Origin of the sequence: Gilliamella sp. App4-10 (assembly GCF_001690495.1) — a bacterium.
GTDB classification, from domain to species: Bacteria; Pseudomonadota; Gammaproteobacteria; order Enterobacterales; family Orbaceae; genus Gilliamella; species Gilliamella apicola_G.
The window spans coordinates 525726-548067 of the sequence record NZ_LZGS01000035.1 but is presented as its reverse complement, the minus strand read 5'-3'; the positions used below and the strand labels follow the sequence as shown (position 1 = coordinate 548067).

Sequence of the window (22342 nt, the reverse complement as noted above, 5' to 3'; positions counted from 1 at the left end):
CTTATTATTGAGTTTTGTAGCTGATTTTTACTGGAAACAAAAAAATTATGGTTGGTAAACAAAATAGACTTGCACTTCTGCTAATGGGTTGCTATCCTTTCTTCTTATGAATTTGATTGAGGTTTAAGGCAATGACATTTTCTGATGTAACGAAAACATTTGCGACAAGTTTGCCTGGTACAGATAGTTATGTAAAACTACGAAATGCAATGAGAGTACTAATTCAAGAAGATCCAAAAAATGCGTCAGTTTATTTTTTGATTTTTGGATTTGCTCGCACATATGTTATGTTATATGAAGATCAGGAAATATCTCCACAATTTGCCGAAGATAATCAAAAATTGATGTTATCGTATCTTAATATTTTAGATGAAGCATTAAAGAAACAAGATGCTCAAAGCATATATCTAGCATTAAATAAAGTTGTCAATGAGTACGAAAACAGCAAAAAGGTTTTTTAAATTACAGCCTGACATGAAAATGTCGGGCTGTTTTGTTTTGAGCTTAATTTAATAATTTCCGAGGGAAATCATGATAATTTTAACTAGTATGACAAACATCATTGGCACTTTAGGTACTATTATGCGATCTAGGGCGGGTTGATTTTTCCAAAAGATATTAAAAAACCCGCCCTTAAAGGCGGGTTTTTATTTTGTATGAAAGTAATATAGTTAACGTAAACAAAGAAATAAGTTAAAAATGAAAATAGCGTGATAATACTACAAGATTTTTTTGATACCTATAAGCAAGCGCTAAAAACAATAACTCAAATAATAATGGCATAAATTATGATAATAAGTAAGGTGTGATATGAAAGTTTTAAAATTTGGAGGAACATCTGTTGCTAACGTAGAACGTTTTTTGCGAGTTGCAGAGATTATTAAAAATAATGCTAAACAAGAGCAAACCGCTGCTGTTTTATCGGCACCAGCTAAAATTACCAACCATTTAGTTGCAATGGTTGAAAAAACAGTTGCAGGACAAGATATACAAAATAATATCTATGATGCTGAAAAAATCTTTGCTGATTTATTAGAAGGTATTGCAAAAGCACAACCTAATTTTGCTTATGAACAGATGAAGCGCTTTGCGCTTGATGAATTAAATAATATTAAGCAATTGCTTAAGGGTATTGGTTTATTAGGTCAATGCCCTGATAGCATTAATGCATCAATTATCTGTCGTGGTGAAAAACTTTCTATCGCCATTATGGTAGAACTATTAAAAGCTAAGGGGCATTTAGTTACTGTAATCAATCCAGTCGCAATGTTAATTGCAGAAGGTAGCTATTTAGAATCAACGGTCGATATTGCAGAGTCTTCACACCGAATTAGTGAAATGCGTATCCCACAAGATCATATTATTTTAATGCCTGGTTTTACAGCAGGTAATGAGAAAGGCGAGTTAGTTGTTCTTGGGCGTAATGGTTCAGACTATTCAGCTTCGGTACTCGCGGCATGCTTACGCGCTAATAGCTGTGAAATATGGACAGATGTTGATGGTGTTTATACCTGTGATCCTCGTATTGTACCCGATGCTAAACTGCTTACAACGATGTCTTATCAAGAAGCCATGGAGCTTTCATATTTTGGTGCAAAAGTACTTCATCCAAGAACAATTTTACCTATTGCCCAGTTCCAAATCCCTTGTTTAATTAAAAATACGAATAATCCCGATGCACCGGGAACACTGATTGGTGCTAATGTTGTTGATTCAACTACACCAGTAAAAGGTATCACCAATTTAAATGATATGGCAATGATCAATGTTTCTGGTCCTGGATTAAAAGGTATGGTTGGTATGTCAGCACGTGTTTTTTCTGCAATGTCTTATGCAGGTATTTCAGTCGTACTTATTACTCAATCTTCATCAGAATATAGTATCAGTTTTTGTATACCTCAAACTGAACTTTATCGGGCAGAAGAAGCATTGAGCGATGAATTTTTCTTAGAACTAAAAGATGGATTACTTGAACCGATTGAAGTGATCGAAAGACTTGCTATTATTTCCGTTGTGGGCGATGGTATGCGGACATTGCGAGGCTTATCGGCTAACTTCTTTACAGCACTTGCTAGAGCCAATATAAATATTGTTGCTATAGCACAAGGTTCATCTGAACGGTCTATTTCAGTTGTGGTTGATAATGATGTTGCCGTGATGGGCGTACGTGTTGCACATCAGATGTTATTTGGTACTGATAAAATGCTTGATGTGTTTGTGATTGGTGTTGGTGGTGTTGGTGGTGCATTAATCGATCAAATCGAACGTCAACAAGCATGGCTTAAAAACAAACAGATCGATTTGCGTGTTTGTGGGTTATTTAATTCTAAACATAACGTTCTTAATCGCGATGGTATCGATCTTTCAAATTGGCGAGAGCAAATTAAGCACAGTGAAAATAGTTATTCGTTAGATGGAATTATTGAGTTTGCTAAAAATAATCGATTACTTAATCCAATTTTAGTTGATTGTACTTCTAGTTGTGAAATATCTGATAAATATGCAGACTTTTTAGCTAATGGCTTTCATGTTGTCACGCCAAATAAAAAAGCAAATACAAGTTCAATGGCTTATTATTTACGTTTACGTCAAGAAGCCGAAAAAAGTAAACGTAAATTTCAGTACGACACCAATGTTGGAGCTGGTTTACCCGTTATTGAAAATTTACAAAATCTACTTAATGCTGGGGATGAACTAATTAAATTCTCTGGCATATTATCAGGTTCGCTCTCTTTTATTTTTGGAAAACTTGATGAGGGAATGTTATTGTCCGAAGCCACTAAATTAGCAAAAGAAAAAGGCTTTACTGAACCTGATCCTCGAGACGATCTATCTGGAACCGATGTAGCTAGAAAGTTACTTATTTTAGCTAGAGAATCAGGTTTACAATTAGAATTGGATCAAATCAATGTCGAGTCCGTATTACCTCTTGAATATGCACAAGGTAGTATTGATGAGTTTATGGCTAAATTACCGCAATTAGATTTAGAGTTTAAAGCAAAATCAGAACAAGCGGCAAAACAAGGTAAAGTATTACGTTATGTGGGTAGCATCGAAAACAATCAATGCAGTGTTAGAATTGAAGCTGTCGATAGTGAAGATCCTCTTTATAAAGTCAAAAATGGCGAAAATGCCTTAGCATTTTATACACGTTATTACCAACCAATTCCTTTGGTCTTACGTGGTTATGGTGCAGGGAATGATGTCACAGCAGCAGGTGTTTTTGCTGATATTTTACGAACTACATCTGGCAAAATTGGGGGTTAAATGAGTCATAAATCTTTAACTGTTTATGCACCCGCATCAATGGCCAATATTAGTGTTGGCTTTGATATATTAGGTGCAGCAATTAGCCCGATTAGTGGTGCGATGCTGGGGGACTGTATTACCGTTGAATCTACTAACGAATTTTCCCTTACTAGCAAAGGTCAATTTGTCAAAAAACTACCCTATGATCCTAAATATAATATTGTTTATCAATGTTGGCAGCGCTTTTGCCAAGCAATGGGTAAAAAATTGCCTGTCAGTATGACGCTTGAAAAAAATATGCCAATTGGCTCGGGGCTAGGATCAAGTGCTTGCTCTGTGGTTGGGGCATTTGTTGCTTTAAATGAGTTTTTTGATAAACCATTTAATGAGTTTGAAATGCTTTCAATGATGGGGGAACTTGAAGGACGTATTTCGGGTAGTGTGCATTATGATAATGTGGCGCCCTGCTATTTGGGTGGAATGCAACTTATCCTTGATGAAATGGGCATCATTAGTGAATCGATACCGCATTTTGAAGAGTGGTACTGGGTAATGGCATATCCAGGCATTAAGGTTTCAACCGCTGATGCGCGCGCAATATTACCTGCCCAGTATCAAAAAGCTGATTGTATAGCGCATGGGCGCTATGTTGGTGGGTTCTTGCATGCTTGTTATACCAAGCAATCTAAGCTAGCTGCGACAATGCTTTTTGATAATATTGCGGAACCTTATCGTAAACAGCTATTGCCTCACTTTGATGAAACACAAAAACGGGTTAAACAACTTGGTGCGTTGGCATCGGGTATTTCCGGTTCTGGTCCAACAATGTTTGTGATTGCCGATAAGCTTGAAACTGCTCAGCAAATTGAATTACTGCTTAAACATAGTTATTTACAAAATGATGAAGGTTTTACCCATATTTGTAAAATAGATACCCAAGGTGCAAGAGTGATCTAAGTTTATTGATTATAAAAAATCGAGTTAAACCTAAGAAGACGCCAACTTTTTGCTGATTAAGTTAATATCAGAAAAAGCACAAAATTAAAGCATAAAGATAACTGGAATATATTATGAAATTGTATAACTTAAAAGATCATTACCAGCAAGTTAGTTTTGCTGATGCGGTGCAACAAGGATTAGGAAGAGGGCAAGGTTTATTCTTCCCTCAAGAGCTACCTAAGTTTTCTATAAACGAAATTGAATCATTATTAACACTCGATTTTGTGACTCGTAGTGCTAAAATCTTATCTGCTTTTATTGGTGATGAGATCAGCTTTGATGATATGCATAGGCTTGTTAACAATGCGTTCCAATTTCCTGCCCTTGTAAAATCGGTAGAAGCAGATATTGGCTCACTAGAACTCTATCACGGGCCAACGCTCGCATTTAAAGATTTTGGTGGACGTTTTATGGCGCAAGCATTAGTCCAAGTTGCAGCAGATAAAAAAATTACTATTTTAACCGCTACATCTGGTGATACTGGAGCCGCTGTCGCCCATGCATTTTATCATTTACCTAATATTCGGGTCGTAATTTTATATCCCGCGGGAAAAATTAGCCCATTACAGGAAAAACTTTTTTGTACACTTGGTGATAACATCCATACTATTGCGATTCAAAGTGACTTTGATGCTTGCCAAACGTTAGTTAAAAAAGCATTTGATGATGAGGAATTAAAAACTAACATTGGTTTGAATTCTGCTAATTCTATCAATATTAGCCGATTGCTAGCGCAAATTTGTTATTACTTTGAAGCTTATGCACAACTAACGCCTAAGCAACGTGAACAACTTGTGATTTCAGTACCAAGTGGTAATTTTGGTGATTTAACAGCTGGTTTGCTTGCAAAAACAATGGGTTTACCAATTAAACGCTTTATTGCTGCAACAAATGCGAATGATACCGTACCACGATATTTAGAAACCGGAAAATGGGAACCTCACGCAACAGTTGCAACGCTATCTAATGCAATGGATGTTAGCCAACCTAATAATTGGCCTCGAATTGAGGAAATTTATAAAAGAGAAGGTTGGGCACTTAAATCACTTGGTCATGCTGCTGTGTCTGATGAAGTTGCTAAGCAGACCGTTCGTGAACTTAATCAAAAAAATTATTTGTCAGAGCCCCATGGTGCAATTGCTTACCGTGTATTACGTGATCAACTGCAAGACGGTGAATATGGTCTATTTTTAGGTACGGCGCATCCAGCTAAATTTAAAGAGGTGGTTGAAGATATTCTTGGCAAGTCAATTCCACTGCCAAAAGCGCTAGCGGAACGTGCAGATATGACATTACTTTCCCATAATATGCCTGATGATTTTGCCAAATTACGTGATTTTTTAATTAACTTAGATTGGTAAATATTGTGCCGTTGCCCAATAGGCGACGGCATTTTTTACTTAATGATAGTGCCCCTTATTTGTTTACTTCATTGACTAGCCAATTTTATCCTCACAGTCATCATCTTCATTTTCAATGCTTAAATTTACTTGTACCACCCTATCTAAAAATAGAAGATACTAATCAACCTTGTTTAAATTAAAATTTTCAGCTATTGTAAGCTTAATTATGTCATTATAAGGATATTGTTATGTACTGTCCGTTTTGTAATGCAGATGATACAAAGGTGATTGATTCACGTCTTGTCGGTGAAGGATATCAAGTTCGTCGCCGTCGCCAGTGTGTCGAGTGCAATGAACGTTTTACCACATTTGAAATTGCTGAATTAATTATGCCTAATGTCATTAAAAGCAATAAAGTTCGTGAACCATTTAATGAGGATAAATTACGTAATGGTATCAAAAGGGCACTTGAAAAACGCCCAGTGAGTTTTGATGCCATTGAAGATGCGATAACACGTATAAAATCCAAACTTAGAGCAACCGGTGAACGCGAGGTTCCAGCAAAATTAATTGGTGACTATGTGATTGAAGAACTCAAAAACTTAGATAAAATTGCTTATATTCGTTTTGCTTCGGTCTATTTTAGTTTTGATGATATCGAACAATTTAGTAATGAAATTGCCAAGTTACAACAGAAATAATACCCCAGATGACGATGATAAACGACAATGATTATTTTTATATGCAACAAGCGATTGAGCTAGCTAAGCTTGGTCGTTTTACCACATCACCAAATCCTAATGTTGGTTGTGTGATTGTAAAAGACAATCAAATCATTGGTAAAGGTTATCATCAAAAAGCAGGGCTACCACATGCTGAAGTTTATGCACTACAAATGGCCGGGAATAATGCTAAAGATGCAACAGCATACGTAACACTAGAACCCTGTAGCCATTTTGGTCGAACGCCACCTTGTGCCGATGCCCTAATCAAATCGCAAATTAAACGTGTTGTTATTGCCATGCAAGATCCCAATCCAAATGTTTCGGGCAATGGTATAAAACGATTGCGTGATGCGGGAATTGAGGTGGTTGTTGGGGTATTCGATAGGCAGGCTGAAACGCTCAATCAAGGCTTTTTAAAACGAATGCGAACAGGATTTCCATATGTACAACTTAAACTTGCCACTTCTCTTGATGGTAAAGTGGCAATGGCATCGGGCGAAAGCAAATGGATCACATCAAGCGCGGCAAGACAAGATGTACAACAGTTTAGGGCACAGGCAAGTTGTATTTTAAGTACCCGCATAACGGTACAAACCGATAACGCGAGTTTAACGGTTAGACATGCTGAGTTACCTGATGATATAAAACAAGTTTATTCCGCCGAAAATATTCGGCAGCCTATTCGTGTCATTATTGATGGCCAAAATCAATTAACCGGTGATGAGAATCTTTTTAAGCAATTAGGCGAAATATGGGTAGTGCGGAAGCAAGCTATTTCCATCAATAAGCCTAACACTCAATTAATAGTTGAATCCTCACCAAAAAATAATATTGATTTAGTGCATTTAATGACAATTTTAGGTCAAAAAGGTATTAATTCTGTCTGGGTTGAAGCGGGTGCTCAGCTAGCTGGTGCTCTAATAGAACAAAACTTAATTGATGAATTGATTATCTATTACGCACCTAAATTACTTGGTCATAATGCAAAAGATATGTGTATATTACCTAACTTACAAAATCTATCAATGGCGCCAAATTTTCGATTTGAATCGGTTGTTATGGTAGGCGAAGATCTGCGAGTTATTTTAAAACGGATATAATTCTATTAACAAAAAATCATCTATTAAGCGATATAGTCAAAAGCTAAAATGGGATTGATTATAAAACTACAAATCTGGGTTTTGATTTTAAATTAGGATGTCTGTTTGTTTTTAACTGATACCTTCAATCGCAACTAGATATTTAAATATCATATCTATGAACTATGAAGATTATAGATGTTACTATTTTGACATCGATGAACAATTTATTGTCTTTAGTCTTAGCTTTAAAAGGAATTTAGTATTATTGGAAATAGATAATAAGAGCATTATCGATAATAGGTTTAAATATTTCACATCTTAAAAATAACTTTATATTTAAATCAAAGATTAAGCTTAACAGCTAATGCCAACTAGTATTAAGTAACATAAAAACATCAATCCCATGAATGAGAATACAATCTCATCATGGGATGATTAATATCAACTACCTTGTAATATTTTTAATAAATCTTCAGTGGTATTAATTGCTTTAATGCGTTCAAGGGTATCTTCAGCAATTACAGCACGAGTTAATTGCCGTAAAATATCTAGATGTTCATTGGTTTTTGCTGCTATCCCTATGACAACATAAGCAATATTGTTATCTTCATCCCAATAGATTCCTTCAGGATAATAATTTATTTTTAGCCCTGTTTCGATGACACTATCACGTTTGTCTGTGGTACCATGCGGAATTGCGATGCCATTACCTAAAAAGGTTGAGATTTGCGCATCACGATCAAACATAGCTTGGGTATAATCATCTTTAACTAAACCGGCTTTGATCATCGCTTCAGATATTGACTGAATGGCTTCTTGCTTAGAGTGAGATCCGCTTATGATTGAAATATCATTAGTTGTCAGTTTTAAATGACTCATTTGTCGTCCTTATTAATTTTGATATACCGAAAAGTTATCGATATATCAACTGGTTAATTATACTGTGACTTTAATTGCTAATTGTCGATTTTGATGAATACGTATTAAACCTAATAATATGGCACCAATAAGTGCACCAGCGAAAATACAACCCACCCAGAGAAAAGGTTTATTTACCAATGGCAGTACTAAAAAACCACCATGGGGAGCAGGGACTTGAATTTGGCTTAAGAAAGTTAATACAGAAGCAATGGCCGATGATAGCATCATGATTGGGAGCACGTGTAATGGATCTTTTGCCGCAAAAGGAATGGCGCCTTCGGTAATGTGCGTTGAACCTAAAATATAGTTTACCATTCCGGCTGCACGTTCTTCTTCAGTAAATGCTTTGTCGCGGAAAATAGTCGTTGAAAAAGCAATCACAAAAGGTGGCACAATACACGCAGCAGAAACTCCAGCCATAAAGTAAAAGTTACCTTCACCTAGTAGCATGGTGCCAGTCACATAGGCTGCTTTATTGACAGGACCGCCAAAGTCAAAAGAGCACATGGCTCCAATTACTATACCAAGTAAAATAGGATTAGCGGATTGTAATGATTCAAGGAATGATTTCATGGCATTGTTAATGGTTGCAATCGGTCCGCCTAGTAAATACATGCCGGCACCGATCACAAAGACACCGATTAATGGCATGATAAAAATAGACTTTAGTCCTTCAAATGAACGAGGCAAGCAGCCTAACCACTTTTTGACATAAAGCATCAAGTAACCCGCAGCAAAACCAGCAATAATGCCACCTAAAAAACCAGCTCCGGTCATATTGGCAATCAATCCGCCAACAAAACCGGCAACCATTCCAGGTCTTCCTCCTATAGAGTAAGCGACAAAACCGGTAAAGATTGGCACCATAATACCAAATGCCTGGCCGCCGATTTTCATCAATAATGCAGCAAATTCATTATATTGTGCATTGGTTTCATCTGCTGAATAGATTCCCCATAAAAAAGAGAGTGCAATTAATACCCCACCAGCAACAACAAAAGGCAACATGTTAGAGACACCACTCATAAGGTGTTTATAAATCTGTCGACCCATCGATTCTTTTACATCTATTGGGTTAGATGGTGAAACCGAGTTTTTGGTGTCGTTTTTATCGCTTTTGCGGATAGGAACCTTACCTGAAGTGATTTGTTCAATTAGTGCGGCTGCTTTATGAATACCATCTTTGACAGGGACTTCAATAACAGGCAATCCATCAAAACGGTTTGGATTGACATCTTTATCTGCTGCTATAATAACACCCATTGCACTCGCAAGATCTATATCGGTAATGGCATTATCAACCCCACCTGCACCATTGGTTTCTACTTTAATTTCAACGCCTGCTTTTTCAGCAGCCGCTTTCAAGGCTTCTTCTGCCATATAGGTATGGGCAATGCCCGTTGGGCAGCCTGTTACAGCTAATATTTTTTTCATAATAATCCCCCTTACTTTATTTGGGTCACTTCAAGCTGATCCATATAAATATTGACTTTATCTAATAAACCTAATCCATCTGATTCGGCCACGTTAGCACCAGTCGCAGATGCTTTTTTCATTGATTTTTCAATATGTTGTTGCTCAGGCAACCATTCACTAAGAAAAGCCGCCAGTGAAGCATCACCAGCACAAGCAGAGCTGATTAATTTGATTGCTACAGCATTGCAATACCAAATATGCACCCCATTAGAAAAGTAGAGTCCCTTAGCCCCCATGGTTAATAAAATGTTTTGTGCACCTTGCACGTGTAGCGTTTCTAGCGTGGTAATGATTTGTGATGTGGTTCTGGTTTCAAAACCAAAAATCTCTTTGACTTCATCATCATTAGGTTTAATTAATAGTGGCTTGTAGGTAAGTAACTGGCTTAATTTTTTGTGACTAATATCAAGAATAACTTGAATATTTTTTTTGTTACATAAATCTAAAATCGTTTCATAATATTCAGGCTCAACATTATTGGGTAAACTACCACTGATAACTAAATAGCTATTGTTGACTAATGATTCAATGATAGTAAGCAGTTCGATTTTTTTATCGTTCGGTACAAATGGACCTTTACTCACCAATTTATATTCATTTTGTCCATCATTAATAAAAATATTGATACGGGTAATATCGTCAATAAAACAGGGTTTTGTTTCAATCTGCATTTTTGTCAGTTCATCGGTAATATATTTACCTGAAAACCCGCCAAAAAAGCCTAGTGCACAAGTTGGTTTAGCAAAGTTATGTAAGACAATTGCAACATTGATTGCTTTACCATTGGGACTATATTTCGTGTGTAATGTGCGATTGACGCTATTAGGGTTAAGCCCATGACAATGAATATTCATATCGATGGCCGTGTTAAGTGTTAATGTATAGATCATCATCTCAACCTCTATAATTTGCCAGCACATCCACATGTCGCAATAATTTTTTTGACAATATCTTTCATTGCTGCTTTTGCCGGTTTCATATAGTGACGAGGATCATGAGCATCAGGATGTTCAATAAGATACTGTTTTAGGGCATCTGAAAATGCAATTTTTAATTCGGTTGCGACATTGACTTTACAAATGCCACGTCGAATACACTCACGGACATCCTTTTCTGGCACGCCAGATGCACCATGTAATACAAGGGGGATATCAACCATTGAACGGATTTCTGATAAGCGTTCAAAATCTAGTTTTGGTTCTGATTTATAAAGACCATGTGCGGTTCCTATGGCGATAGCAAGAGAGTCAATTCCTGTTTTTTCAATAAATTCTATTGCTTGCTTAGGATTGGTATATAAAGCATCTTTTGCATCAACAACGAGATCATCTTCAACGCCGCCAAGACGGCCTAGTTCAGCTTCAACGCTGACATCGTAACGGTGGGCGTAATCCACCACATGTTTAACAATCGCAATATTTTCTTCAAATGGGAAATGTGAACCATCAATCATCACCGAGCGAATACCGGCGCTAATTTTATAAGCTATATCGTCGAATTGTTCATGATGATCTAAATGAACTGCTAATGGAATGTTATGTTTTTTCGATAACTCATCAGCAATGGCAATAATATTTTCTGTTCCGGCATAACTATATGTCCCAGGTGTGCCTGCTAAAATGACAGGGGACTGCAATTCGGCGACAGTTTCGACAACAACCTGCATGGTTTCTAAATTATGGATGTTAAAGGCAGGTACAGCGTAGTGTTCTGTTTGCGCTTTTTTTAACATATTGTGGCTTGAAATGATAGACATATGACTTTCCCTTAATAATTTGGTTTCGATTGATATTGGGCCAATAACTTTCTTTTTGAAATTTATTGTTAATGAATATACTTTCAAAACGTAAGTTATTCTAGTGGTAATCACGTGAGATAGATCACAAAATTCAACTTTACTTTCGAAACGAAATAAAAATAATTTATAAATTTTCGTTTTGATGGTTAATATGTATATAGGGGCTGCCGAATAAAGAATATGTTAAGCATTATTAATATGATTTATAAGGTAAAACATTGATCTAGTTTGATGTTGACCAAGTATAGGATTAATTCTATTATCACTGCTTCTTTATTTTTATCTACAGCATGGGAAATCAAATTGGCTAGAGCATCTTCAGCCCTATTAAAGCGACGATTGCAAATTGCAGGAATAGTTCGTCAGCAAGGCGAAGTTAAAGTTGATGAGTTATCAGAATTGCTTCAAGTCTCGAATGTGACTATTCGTCAAGATTTAACTTATTTAGAGCAGCAAGGATATTTAAAGCGATCCTTTGGTGGAGCGATTTATATTGCTCCAGAGAGTGTGTTTAATCAGGCTAGTACCATTACCCCAAGTTATACACAAAGTGTTAGTGATTGTCGTGATATTGAATTAGTCAAAGTCTGCTTAAGTTATATTAATGATGGTGATACGTTGTTTTTAAGCCATGGCAATTTAATAAGGAAATTGATTCCATTTTTACATAGCAAAAAATCATTAATACTTATTATGAATGATATTAGTAACGCACAATTAGCAAAAGAATTTACCGATGCTGAAGTGATTGTTGTTGGTGGCGTGTTACTTGATGGCAATATTTTGCAAGATAACAAGATGATTAACTTTGTCTTGAATCAATTTTCAGTGACGCATTTTATCATTGAATTAAGTGCAATTAATTCTGATAATCAATTGATTATTGAAAATTTAGAACAAGTTAAAACTTATCAACAAATAATGAAAAAAGCGGCACATACTATCGGCATTTTGCCACAACGCATCGCCCATAATGATAACAATAGCATTGGGATACTAACTGATATTGATATGGTGGTTTTGTCACGACCGGCTGTGACTGAATATCATCAACAATTATTAGATACTCATTTTGATCAGCTGATTTCCAATAAATATTGTGTGACTTATCAAAACATCTTGGAGACATAATATGCATTTTAAAATCTGCACGATAGGTGAGCTGTTGGTTGAGTTTTTGGCGAAAACACAAAATCAACGTTTCGATCAAACAGGAGAGTTTATCGGTCCTTTTGTTAGTGGTGCTCCCGCAATATTTGCAGATCAAGTTGCAAAATTAGGTTTTCCTGTTGTCTTTTTTAGTTGTGTCGGAAAAGATGCCTTTGGCAAAATGTGTATTAGTCGCCTCAAAAATGACGGTGTAATTATTGATGGCATTACTTCACATCATAAAGCCAATACCGGCAGTGCATTTGTTACTTATAAAGGTGCTAACGAAAGAGATTTCATTTTTAATATTCCAAATAGCGCATGTGGTTTACTTTCATTTAATCATATTAATGAAAACTTATTAAAAGATTGTACTCATTTACATGTAATGGGGTCATCGCTTTATTCGTTTCGCGTGATTGATGCTATGCGTAAAGCAATAGATATTATCAAAAATAAAGGTGGTACAATTTCATTCGATCCTAACTTACGTAAAGAGATGTTTGATATACCCGAAATGGAGCAATCTTTTGATTACATAATGGAATATACCGATATCTTTTTACCGAGTGAAAGTGAAGTTAGTTATTTTTCTCACCATAATGGTGAAAGTGAGCAACAAACCATGATTAATTTGCTTAACAAAGGAATTAAGCACATTGTGGTAAAAGGCGGTTCTAAAGGTGCTAATTATTATGGAATTGATAAGCAAGGTCATTTACAAATATTGCACATTGGGGGATATACAATAAACTCCGTTGATCCAACAGGCGCGGGAGATTGTTTTGGTGCAACATTTATCAGTTTAATGTTGGCAGGTTATTCAGTCGAAAAAGCATTGCAATATGCCAATGCGAGTGGCGCATTAGCCGTATCTAAAAAAGGTCCTATGGAAGGAACTTCCACATTAGTTGAACTAAAACAATTTCTTTCTTGTGCTTTTATCAAGTAATAATTAAAAGCTTAAAGCAATGGGGTTATCAAAATTACAGGCAAAAAAATCCCAATAACAAAGTTATTGGGAAAACATAAGGAATAGGAAAAACAATGAAATAAATGCATTGTCGAGAGATATTATGCACGTTTTTTGGATAAATGTATGTAAAGTTATGTGAATTATTGATTAAATAGTTAGCTCCTATTATGTTAAATAATTGTAAATATTAATGTGATTTAATTATAGGTTTATATATATCAATAATTTATTTATAGAAATATCTCTAATAACGAATTCAAAAATAGCTTTCCATGCTCTGTTATTTGCCAGTTTTGTTTATCTTCAATTAAATAGCATTTTCCAATGGCAGTCGCTATTTGTTTCTCAACTGTTTGTAAAGGTAAAGAAGTCCGTTGTTCAAACTCGTGTTTAGGCGTTGGTTCAAAAAGCCTAAAACGATTCATAAAAAATTCAAAGGGCAGATCTTCTTCCGGTACCGTATAATATTTATCTAAATAACGTCCTTCTAAATACCCTTTTGGGTGACGCGTTTTTATGGTGCGAATAATTTTGCCATCAGGTTGTGTTAATTTACCATGAGCACCACATCCAATACCTAAATAGTCGCCAAATCGCCAATAATTTAAATTATGTTGGCATTGTAAATTTTCTTTAGAATAAGCCGAAGTTTCATATTGTTGATAACCATGGCTTGTCAATAATTGATGACCTCGTTGATAAATTTCCCAAAGTTTATCATCATCTGGTAAAACGGGGGGTTTTGATCCAAATAGTGTATTGGGCTCAATAGTTAATTGATACCAAGATAAATGAGGCGGCGCGATAGCAATGGCTTGTTCTAAGTCATATATGGCATCATCAATACTTTGATTTGGCAATCCATGCATTAAATCTAAATTAAAACTTCTTAAATTTAATTTTTGGGCTAGTTTTCCTGCTGTGATTGCTTCTTTGGGATCATGTATCCGCCCTAATTTAACCAGCTTATCGGCTTGAAAACTTTGCACACCAATTGATATTCGATTTATACCTGCTTGCTGATAACCATTGAATCTTTCTATATCTACAGAATTTGGATTGGCTTCAATGGTGATTTCTGCATTCTTATTTATGGGGATAATCTTATTTATATTCAATAATAATTTATCAATCAATTCAGCAGAAAACAGGCTCGGTGTACCTCCGCCAATAAAGATTGAATAAATTGAGCGGGTTGAGCAAAAAACAGCATCATGCTGTAAATCTTTAATCAAATGCTCTACATAAGCTTCATAATCTGGCGTTTTTTTTACGGTATGTGAATTAAAATCACAATAAGGACATTTTTGTACACACCATGGCATATGAATATACAAGCTCATTGGGATTTTATACATAAACGTAGTCTTTCCTGAAACTTTTTAACAAAAATAACCTATATTATCTTATTTTGATAGCGTGCCATTTTACTCCAGTTTATTAAAAAAAGCTTTTGGCATCTATAGTGTTTTTATTATTAAGTTAAAAAGCGTACAATTATCGATATATTCCGATATTAATTATTGATTAAATCTATTATTTAGGAGTAAGTATGAGTATATATAAAGCGATTTTAGATAGTGGCTTATCAGGCGTATCACTAAGCCCATCGGTTAAGCAATCGACTTATGGTGAACTCCCTATTGTGGTTATTCACCATAAAACTTGCAAGGCAGCGGTTACATTACAAGGTGCACATTTGTTATTTTGGCAACCCGCTACTGAACAAACCCCCGTTGTTTGGCTAAGCGACAAAACAAATTTTAAACAAGGGGTGGCTATTCGAGGAGGGGTACCCGTTTGCTGGCCTTGGTTTGGTCAATTAGGGAGTCCTTCTCATGGTTTTGCGCGTATTGTTGAATGGAAATTAGACTCTTGTAAAGAGGATGATAATGGCGTTGATCTCATATTGTCTCTTACTAATAATCAGCAGACAGAACCTTATTGTCACCAACCTTTTACTGTGTCATTAAATCTTCATTTAGGTAAAACTTGTGAAGTTACTTTAAGCTGTTATGCTGACTTTGATATAACTAGTGCGCTACATACTTATTTTGGTATTGATAACATTGACCATGTTGTGGTCAAAGGTTTAGGTGAAACTTATCAAGAACGACTTGCAGTTGAAAACAAACCAGCAACAGTAGGCCAATTAACTTTTAATCAAGAAGTCGACCGTATTTATACTGATGCGAGTAAACAACTAACGATAACTGATGGCATCCGAACAATTCAATTAACCAACACTAATGTCAGTGATGTAGTTACTTGGAATCCATGGATAAATAAAGCTAAAGCCATGGAGGATTTTGGCGATGATGAATATAAATCAATGGTTTGTGTCGAAGCCGGTTGTATCACAAAACCATTGAAATTATCTTCCAATAAGAAATTTACTTATGGTTTTCGCATAGAATTGCTCTAAGCGTTCATAATTTATGCCACATACGCAATCAATGTTTTACTCATTGGTAATAAGATTAATTGATTGCGTTTACAGGGATAACACTTTATAATCCACACCCACCACTTTTTAAAGTGCTAGTTTGATAGTCAACTACTGGGTCGCCTGTAATTGGCTTTTATTTTAAATCATTAAGAGAAATAAATATGTTTACATTCAAAGCTGAAGTTAGAAAAGAGCATGGTAAGGGTGCGAGCCGCCGCCTGCGTCACGCTGGTCAATTCCCAGCCATCATTTATGGTGGAACTGAACCTGCAATCTCTGTTGTGCTTGATCACAACCAAATCTTTAATATGCAAGAAAAACCAGATTTTTATTCTGAAGTGTTAACTATCGAGGTTGACGGAAAAGCAGTTAAAGTAAAAGTACAAGCAGTACAACGTCATGCATTTAAACCAAAATTAGTTCATATGGATTTTGTACGCGTATAATTTATGTATTGGAATATTATTCAATTCTTTGTTTCAAGCAAAAGGTCACCACTGTGGTGACCTTTTTGTTTTAGAGCTAATGTAGGCTAATGCCTATTGTTATGATTTAACCTGTACACTAACCATCCAACATAATAGAATAATTACATTATACCATCCTAGGAGAAAACCATGTCTGATATCCCAACTTGCGATTTAGTTATTTTTGGTGCTAAAGGGGATTTGACAAGACGTAAATTACTACCGTCTTTATATCAACTAGAAAAATATGGAAAACTACCTGAACAAACCAAGATTTTAGGCGTAGGACGTGCTGATTGGGATCATGCTGCTTATTGTGAAGTTGCAAAAGATGCACTCATCTCATTTATGCCGGAGCCGTTAGACGATAGTATTTGGCGGAGATTTAGTCAACGATTGGATTTTCATAAATTAGATGTTAATGATAGTGCTGGTTTTGCAGGATTGAAAAATAAACTTGATTCAGGCCATCCCGCTATTTTCTATTTTGCAATGCATCCAGGTGCTTTTGGAACTATTTGCCAAGGTCTAGCTGCTGCAGGTTTAAATCAATCACAAAACCGCATTGTGATGGAAAAGCCACTTGGAACTGATTTGCAATCATCTCGTGAAATCAATGATTCGGTGGCTAAATTCTTTAGTGAATCACAAGTTTATCGTATTGATCATTATTTAGGTAAAGAGTCAGTACTAAATCTCTTAGCCTTACGTTTTGCCAATACAGTATTTGCGTCATTTTGGGATCGTAATTCTATTGATCATGTCGAAATTACGGTAGCTGAGCAAGTAGGTATTGAGGGTCGTTGGGGGTATTTTGATAAAGCCGGCCAAATGCGTGATATGGTGCAAAATCATTTATTACAAATATTAACCATGATTGCCATGTCACCACCTGCTAACCTAGAAGATAATAGCTTACGTAGTGAAAAGATAGCCGTACTAAATGCTCTTAGGCCAATTAATAAAACCAATATACGCGAAAAAGTAGTTCGTGGACAATATACAGCAGGATTTGTTAATGGTGTTAATGTACCGGGCTATCTAGAAGAAGACGGCGCAAATCAAAAAAGCAATACCGAAACATTTGTTGCGATTCGAGTTGATATTGATAACTGGCGTTGGGCGGGCGTTCCATTTTATTTACGTACAGGTAAGCGTTTACCGAGCAAATGTTCTGAAGTCGTTGTTTATTTCAAACCATTACCGCTTAATTTATTTAGTGAATTTTATCCACAATTACCACAAAATAAATTGACGATTCGTTTACAACCTGATGAAGGAATGGATATTGAAATTTTAAACAAAGTACCGGGATTAGATAGTACTCACAATTTACAAACCACGAAACTTGATTTAAGTTTTAGCGAAACTTTTCACCAACAAAGCGCTGATGCCTATGAGCGTTTATTACTTGAAGTTATGCGGGGGCGCCAAGCGTTATTTGTTCATCGTGATGAAGTTGAAGCTGCATGGAAATGGGTTGATTCAATTATTAGTGCATGGGAAACAGAAAAAGAACCACCAAAAACTTATCAAGCTGGAACTTGGGGACCAGTCGCATCCGTTGCCTTAATCACTAAAGATGGGCATTCATGGCACGAATTTGAATAAAGGAAAAATAACTATGTTTACGTTAAATAAATATCAAAATAGTCAATTATTGATCGAAGATTTAACCTCACATATCGTCAATGAATTAAAACAGGCCATTGTACAAAAAGGACATGCTTCTATTGCGGTTTCGGGGGGTAAAACACCTATTCCATTATTTGTATCACTGAGTCAACAAAATATAGAATGGAGTCGAGTTTTTATTACGTTGGTGGATGATAGATGGGTTGATGATACTAATGATGCCAGTAACGAAAAGTTAGTGATGACGCATCTATTACAAAACAATGCAAAATTGGCTAATTTTGTCGGTTTAAAAAACAGTTGTGATAATCCATTTGATGGCGCCGAAATGACTGACAAGATGTTAGATAAAATTCCGATGCCATTTGATGTAATTGTTTTAGGTATGGGCGAAGATGGACATACCGCTTCATTATTTCCAGGTGCAGCTAATTTAGCGGCCGGTTTAGATATGAAATCAGGTCGAAAAGTTGTCGGGATGACACCATTAACAGCGCCACTTGATCGTATTACTTTAACGTTACCTACTATTTTAAATAGTAAAAATATCTATCTACATTTAGTTGGTGAAAGTAAAATGCAGGTATTAGAACAAGCCGAAAAAGATCATAATGTTAATCAAATGCCTATTCGAGCTGTTTTGCAGCAGGACAAAGTGAATGTCACAGGGTTTTGGACTGCATCTTAAATTTTCTTCCGTTTTGTTTGCCAACTTGCGTCGGTAATGAATTTTTACAATAAATTTTGCTTCCAAAGCACTGGATCAGCAGTGCTTTGACCTTACCAATTAATCCTCTTTTATGGGCTTTTCTGCTTGTTTTGCTGTTTTTGTTTTTCGGCTGGCTTTTTTCTTGGGTCTTTTAAATTGACCATAGTCGATAAGTTCACCCGTTTCGTCATCAAACACGCCCCACTCTTGGCTATTATCTAAAATCGCCTTTTGTTCAGTCGAGTGGGTAATCTGATAGGGTGGTTTTGTAAATACCCCAAACCCAGTACACAACTCACGTAGAAAATTAAGCTGCCTGTTTTAGTGTTTTATACTCAATCGGCGTCATATTATTTAGTGCTTCATGAGGTCTTTCGGTGTTATAACTGGTTAGCCATTCTTCGGTTACCTTTCTTACTTGTTCCAGATTATTAAATAAATATAAATCTAATACCTCTGTGCGATAGGTACGATTAAATCGTTCAATATAGCCATTTTGATAAGGACTACCGGGCTGGATATAATCAATGGCTATATCATGTGATTTAGCCCAGTTTATAAAGGTTTTTCCTGTAAATTCTGGCCCATTATCGACTCGTATTTTTAATGGATACCCATGATATTCGGCCAGTTTATCTAAATAACGGGTAATTCTCCCTACCGGTAAGCTTACTGCAATATCAATGCCTAGCGCCTCACGATTAAAGTCATCGATGACATTGAATGTCCTAAAGCGACGTTGATTACCACTACTGTCACTCATAAAATCCATTGACCAGCATTCACCTTGTTTATTAGGAACCAATAGCTTTTCTAGTGTTCGTGGGGGGATACGTTTTTCACGTTTAGCCCTAATATTAAGTTTTAACTCACAATACACTCGATAAACACGCTTATGATTCCATTTATAGCCAAGCTTTCTGATGCGATTAAAACATTTGGGAAAGCCCCAGCGTAAATGCTTGTCAGTGATAGTACTTAATACTGATATTATCACCGAATCATCCAGTAATTTAGGTTGATAATAGTAAGCACAACGGCTTAAGCCAACAATGGCACAACTCATAGCAATAGTAACAGAATGATTTTGTTGTAGTTGCTGTGCCCACGTTTTACGTGCCTTTGTGGGCACTAAAGCTTTTTTATGATTTCTTCCTGAAGCTGGGATTTTAAGCTCAGTTCTGTAACTACCCCTTAAAATAGTACAGCAAAAGAGTAGAAAATTCTCTTTATTAATCCACTGAGGATTTAACCATGAAAAAAATGACTGAACATCAGATTGTATCTATTTTAAAAGAAGCTGAGGCCGGTATCCCTGTCAAGGAACTTTGCCGTAAATATGGCATGGGAAATTCAACTTTCTATAAATGGCGAGATAAATATCATGGTTAAAAAATTTAGTATCGAATTCAAACAACAACCAGTTGATTATGCATTATCTCATGCACACCTTTCTATTAGCGAACTTTCCAACCATCTAGGTGTGGGTAAATCAACCCTAGATAAATGGATTAGGCAACTTTCCCCGAATAAAACCAGCCGTCGAGAGTTAACGGCTGAGCAACAGCGGATTATGGCGTTAGAAAAAGAGATTAAAGAACTGAAAATGGCCAATGATATACTAAAAAAGGCGCATGTGTACTTCATCAATAATCCAAGTCGGTGAAGTACGCTTATATGAAAAATCATTTAACCTGCTATCCCGTTACTAAGATATGCTCATTACTTGGTGTCAGTTCATCGGGTTATGATGCTTGGTTAAAAAGAGCAAACAAATCAGCCAAACTCAGCGAGTATATTAAAAATTGGCAACATAATGCCCGTTTGGGTGCGCCAAGCCTGCTTTATGATGCAAGGCAAGCGGACTATCAAGTTTCAGAAAGGACAATTAGCCGTGTTTTGCAACAATTGGGATTACAGAGTAAAGCAGCACGTAAATTCAAGTATAAAACAAACTAGGCTCATCTCAATATTGCGCCCAATACGTTAGATAGGAAATTTAACCGTGATAAGCCGAATACGACATGGGTAACCGATATTACTTATATTAAAACGGGTGAAGGTTGGTTATATTTGTCGGTGATTATCGATTTATATGGACGAAAAGTGATTGCTAGGCAAACGAGTCGCTACATAGACCATCATTTAGTGTGTAATACATTAAAACAAGCCTTATTTCGGCGTCACTTTCCTAAAAATGTACTCATTCATAGTGACCAAGGAAGCCAATATGGCAGTGCTGATTTCAAGCAGTTATTGTTACAATATGGACTCAGGCAAAGCATGAGTCGAAGAGGAAACTGCTTTGATAATGCGGTTGTTGAGAGTTTTTTCATACACTCAAAACACATATTATTCATGACTGTTACTACAAAACGAGGAAACTGGCTAATAAAGCACTATTTGAATATATTGAAATCTATTATAATCGGATACGTCGTCATTCAGCTAATGGCTGGGTATCACCTGAACAATATGAACAACAATATTACCAAAACGAAAAAATGATAGAGGCGGGCACTGTCTAATATTTTGGCGAGGATCAAGGTACTGATAAATTACCATATGTATAAACCACTTTGATTTTTATTGAGACCTTTGTACGGTAAAGCTTCACTCAAACTAAATTTTTAACCGTGCTTTTTTGAGGCATTTGGGCTTATATTTAGACCTAAATACCTCTAGATAAGTGACTATTTATCGCCATTTCCCTATTCTAGGCGCCTTTCCTGCTGTACAGATAACTCTAGTTTGATATCAAAGTTCAATAAGCTGCCTGAAAGATGAGCTTGGATTAGTTCAGTCAATGGAGTTTCAAATTAAACCGTATTTACGAAACCAAAGAATAAGTAGAAAGCTTTATGAAGATAGCAGAAAATGAAATACACATCTGGTTTACCTATAATGAGGAAATAAATCCCGATTTTGCTTTGACCAACTATGTCCAATTTTTGAATCATCAGGAATTGGAGCAGTGGCAAAATTATACTTTGACAAGTATAAACACCAATATTTGGTAACCCGAATGTTAGTGCATGATGTTCTGAGCAGATATCTACAAGGTATTCCTGCCAAAAATATAGAATTCAGAACTAATTCTGCACATTCTCTTTTAAATTTACTACTTAGTTGTCTTGTCACGGGATAATCTTATTAGTTGATGCTTTTTCATACCGCTAAGAATATCTGCAAGAAAAGTATACCGTTACACTGTGTAAGTGGTTTAGAAAATTAGTTTAAACAGAAAAAATACCTTATTCAAGTTGAAACCTGCGTCAGCGGTTGAGACTCTTTATAGTTTATTCAATTGTTCAATACTGAATAAGTGGCTTAGCAGTATCGTTGAATAAGCGAAAAAAACGGA

At 36.0% G+C, this 22342-nt stretch carries 19 protein-coding genes and 2 pseudogenes; 14 read left to right on the top strand and 7 right to left on the bottom strand.

What is annotated here, in order from left to right; translation table 11 throughout:
* The first annotated feature begins 131 nt into the window (after positions 1-131).
* The 6 genes from A9G23_RS07550 to ribD all read left to right on the top strand — a co-directional run bounded on the left by A9G23_RS07550 (position 132) and on the right by ribD (position 7416).
* Positions 132-461, top strand: coding sequence for a hypothetical protein (locus tag A9G23_RS07550; RefSeq protein ID WP_065587004.1), 330 nt, complete (start codon positions 132-134; stop codon positions 459-461).
* 349 nt (positions 462-810) lie between these two features.
* On the top strand, positions 811-3267 hold the full coding sequence (thrA, locus tag A9G23_RS07545) for a bifunctional aspartate kinase/homoserine dehydrogenase I (protein ID WP_065587003.1): 2457 nt from the start codon (positions 811-813) through the stop codon (positions 3265-3267).
* Entirely contained in the window at positions 3268-4206 is a 939-nt protein-coding gene (gene thrB / locus A9G23_RS07540) for a homoserine kinase (RefSeq protein ID WP_065587002.1), read from the top strand. It begins immediately after the preceding gene.
* Between the two features lie 113 nt (positions 4207-4319).
* Entirely contained in the window at positions 4320-5609 is a 1290-nt protein-coding gene (gene thrC / locus A9G23_RS07535) for a threonine synthase (protein WP_065587001.1), read from the top strand.
* A 230-nt stretch (positions 5610-5839) separates the two neighbouring features.
* Positions 5840-6292 carry a transcriptional regulator NrdR gene (gene nrdR, locus A9G23_RS07530; RefSeq protein ID WP_065587000.1) on the top strand — a complete coding sequence of 151 codons (453 nt, stop codon included), beginning with the start codon at positions 5840-5842 and terminating at the stop codon, positions 6290-6292.
* 14 nt (positions 6293-6306) lie between these two features.
* Positions 6307-7416 carry a bifunctional diaminohydroxyphosphoribosylaminopyrimidine deaminase/5-amino-6-(5-phosphoribosylamino)uracil reductase RibD gene (gene ribD / locus A9G23_RS07525; protein WP_065587061.1) on the top strand — a complete coding sequence of 370 codons (1110 nt, stop codon included), beginning with the start codon at positions 6307-6309 and terminating at the stop codon, positions 7414-7416.
* 423 nt (positions 7417-7839) lie between these two features.
* Here the strand turns inward: ribD and A9G23_RS07520 are convergent, their stop codons facing one another.
* From A9G23_RS07520 to A9G23_RS07505, 4 genes are read right to left on the bottom strand one after another with little or no spacing between them, the layout of a single operon-like run.
* Positions 7840-8277: a PTS sugar transporter subunit IIA gene (locus A9G23_RS07520; protein WP_065586999.1), complete on the bottom strand. Its 438-nt coding sequence runs from the start codon at positions 8275-8277 to the stop codon at positions 7840-7842.
* A 57-nt stretch (positions 8278-8334) separates the two neighbouring features.
* The gene (locus A9G23_RS07515; RefSeq protein WP_065586998.1) at positions 8335-9753 is read right to left on the bottom strand and encodes a PTS fructose transporter subunit IIC; all 1419 of its coding nucleotides are present in this window, start codon (positions 9751-9753) and stop codon (positions 8335-8337) included.
* A gap of 11 nt (positions 9754-9764) precedes the next feature.
* Positions 9765-10685 (bottom strand): 1-phosphofructokinase family hexose kinase, encoded by a 921-nt coding sequence (locus tag A9G23_RS07510; RefSeq protein ID WP_065586997.1) that lies wholly within the window; start codon positions 10683-10685, stop codon positions 9765-9767.
* 11 nt (positions 10686-10696) lie between these two features.
* Positions 10697-11551 carry a tagatose bisphosphate family class II aldolase gene (locus A9G23_RS07505; protein WP_065586996.1) on the bottom strand — a complete coding sequence of 285 codons (855 nt, stop codon included), beginning with the start codon at positions 11549-11551 and terminating at the stop codon, positions 10697-10699.
* A 345-nt stretch (positions 11552-11896) separates the two neighbouring features.
* Between A9G23_RS07505 and A9G23_RS07500 the strand changes: the two genes are divergently transcribed.
* Complete coding sequence (locus A9G23_RS07500) at positions 11897-12724, top strand: DeoR/GlpR family DNA-binding transcription regulator (protein ID WP_176700244.1); 828 nt, start codon at positions 11897-11899, stop codon at positions 12722-12724.
* A gap of 1 nt (position 12725) precedes the next feature.
* Positions 12726-13694, top strand: coding sequence for a sugar kinase (locus tag A9G23_RS07495; RefSeq protein WP_065586995.1), 969 nt, complete (start codon positions 12726-12728; stop codon positions 13692-13694).
* Positions 13695-13948: 254 nt separating this feature from the next.
* On the opposite strand, the gene hemW is transcribed toward A9G23_RS07495, so the two are convergent.
* A complete protein-coding gene (hemW, locus tag A9G23_RS07490) occupies positions 13949-15076 on the bottom strand; it encodes a radical SAM family heme chaperone HemW (RefSeq protein WP_065586994.1) in 1128 nt (375 codons plus the stop codon).
* A gap of 194 nt (positions 15077-15270) precedes the next feature.
* Here hemW and A9G23_RS07485 point away from each other — a divergent pair, with 194 nt between their 5' ends.
* From A9G23_RS07485 to pgl, 4 genes are all read left to right on the top strand, one after another.
* A complete protein-coding gene (locus tag A9G23_RS07485; protein ID WP_065586993.1) occupies positions 15271-16143 on the top strand; it encodes a D-hexose-6-phosphate mutarotase in 873 nt (290 codons plus the stop codon).
* 185 nt (positions 16144-16328) lie between these two features.
* Positions 16329-16613 carry a 50S ribosomal protein L25 gene (gene rplY / locus A9G23_RS07480; protein ID WP_065586992.1) on the top strand — a complete coding sequence of 95 codons (285 nt, stop codon included), beginning with the start codon at positions 16329-16331 and terminating at the stop codon, positions 16611-16613.
* A gap of 171 nt (positions 16614-16784) precedes the next feature.
* Positions 16785-18245 (top strand): glucose-6-phosphate dehydrogenase, encoded by a 1461-nt coding sequence (zwf, locus tag A9G23_RS07475; RefSeq protein WP_065586991.1) that lies wholly within the window; start codon positions 16785-16787, stop codon positions 18243-18245.
* Between the two features lie 13 nt (positions 18246-18258).
* On the top strand, positions 18259-18957 hold the full coding sequence (gene pgl / locus A9G23_RS07470; RefSeq protein ID WP_065586990.1) for a 6-phosphogluconolactonase: 699 nt from the start codon (positions 18259-18261) through the stop codon (positions 18955-18957).
* Between the two features lie 99 nt (positions 18958-19056).
* Here the strand turns inward: pgl and A9G23_RS07465 are convergent, their stop codons facing one another.
* Positions 19057-19272, bottom strand: coding sequence for a hypothetical protein (locus A9G23_RS07465; protein ID WP_065586989.1), 216 nt, complete (start codon positions 19270-19272; stop codon positions 19057-19059).
* Between the two features lie 13 nt (positions 19273-19285).
* Positions 19286-20110 carry an IS3 family transposase gene (locus A9G23_RS07460; protein WP_081296988.1) on the bottom strand — a complete coding sequence of 275 codons (825 nt, stop codon included), beginning with the start codon at positions 20108-20110 and terminating at the stop codon, positions 19286-19288.
* 122 nt (positions 20111-20232) lie between these two features.
* On the opposite strand from A9G23_RS07460, the pseudogene A9G23_RS07455 reads away from it, so the two are divergent.
* Both A9G23_RS07455 and A9G23_RS07445 read left to right on the top strand, forming a co-directional pair.
* Positions 20233-20367 (top strand): annotated as a pseudogene (locus A9G23_RS07455) (transposase); the annotation flags it as partial.
* Positions 20363-21506 (top strand): annotated as a pseudogene (locus tag A9G23_RS07445) (IS3 family transposase). The pseudogenes A9G23_RS07455 and A9G23_RS07445, both read left to right, overlap by 5 nt.
* The last annotated feature ends 836 nt before the right edge of the window (positions 21507-22342 follow it).

Bases quoted from the DNA above. Each gene is read 5' to 3' on its own strand.
- A9G23_RS07550 (WP_065587004.1), top strand. From the start codon at position 132: ATGACATTTTCTGATGTAACGAAAACATTTGCGACAAGTTTGCCTGGT.
- thrA (WP_065587003.1), top strand. From the start codon at position 811: ATGAAAGTTTTAAAATTTGGAGGAACATCTGTTGCTAACGTAGAACGT.
- thrB (WP_065587002.1), top strand. From the start codon at position 3,268: ATGAGTCATAAATCTTTAACTGTTTATGCACCCGCATCAATGGCCAAT.
- thrC (WP_065587001.1), top strand. From the start codon at position 4,320: ATGAAATTGTATAACTTAAAAGATCATTACCAGCAAGTTAGTTTTGCT.
- nrdR (WP_065587000.1), top strand. From the start codon at position 5,840: ATGTACTGTCCGTTTTGTAATGCAGATGATACAAAGGTGATTGATTCA.
- ribD (WP_065587061.1), top strand. From the start codon at position 6,307: ATGATAAACGACAATGATTATTTTTATATGCAACAAGCGATTGAGCTA.
- A9G23_RS07520 (WP_065586999.1), bottom strand. From the start codon at position 8,277: ATGAGTCATTTAAAACTGACAACTAATGATATTTCAATCATAAGCGGA.
- A9G23_RS07515 (WP_065586998.1), bottom strand. From the start codon at position 9,753: ATGAAAAAAATATTAGCTGTAACAGGCTGCCCAACGGGCATTGCCCAT.
- A9G23_RS07510 (WP_065586997.1), bottom strand. From the start codon at position 10,685: ATGATCTATACATTAACACTTAACACGGCCATCGATATGAATATTCAT.
- A9G23_RS07505 (WP_065586996.1), bottom strand. From the start codon at position 11,551: ATGTCTATCATTTCAAGCCACAATATGTTAAAAAAAGCGCAAACAGAA.
- A9G23_RS07495 (WP_065586995.1), top strand. From the start codon at position 12,726: ATGCATTTTAAAATCTGCACGATAGGTGAGCTGTTGGTTGAGTTTTTG.
- hemW (WP_065586994.1), bottom strand. From the start codon at position 15,076: ATGTATAAAATCCCAATGAGCTTGTATATTCATATGCCATGGTGTGTA.
- A9G23_RS07485 (WP_065586993.1), top strand. From the start codon at position 15,271: ATGAGTATATATAAAGCGATTTTAGATAGTGGCTTATCAGGCGTATCA.
- rplY (WP_065586992.1), top strand. From the start codon at position 16,329: ATGTTTACATTCAAAGCTGAAGTTAGAAAAGAGCATGGTAAGGGTGCG.
- zwf (WP_065586991.1), top strand. From the start codon at position 16,785: ATGTCTGATATCCCAACTTGCGATTTAGTTATTTTTGGTGCTAAAGGG.
- pgl (WP_065586990.1), top strand. From the start codon at position 18,259: ATGTTTACGTTAAATAAATATCAAAATAGTCAATTATTGATCGAAGAT.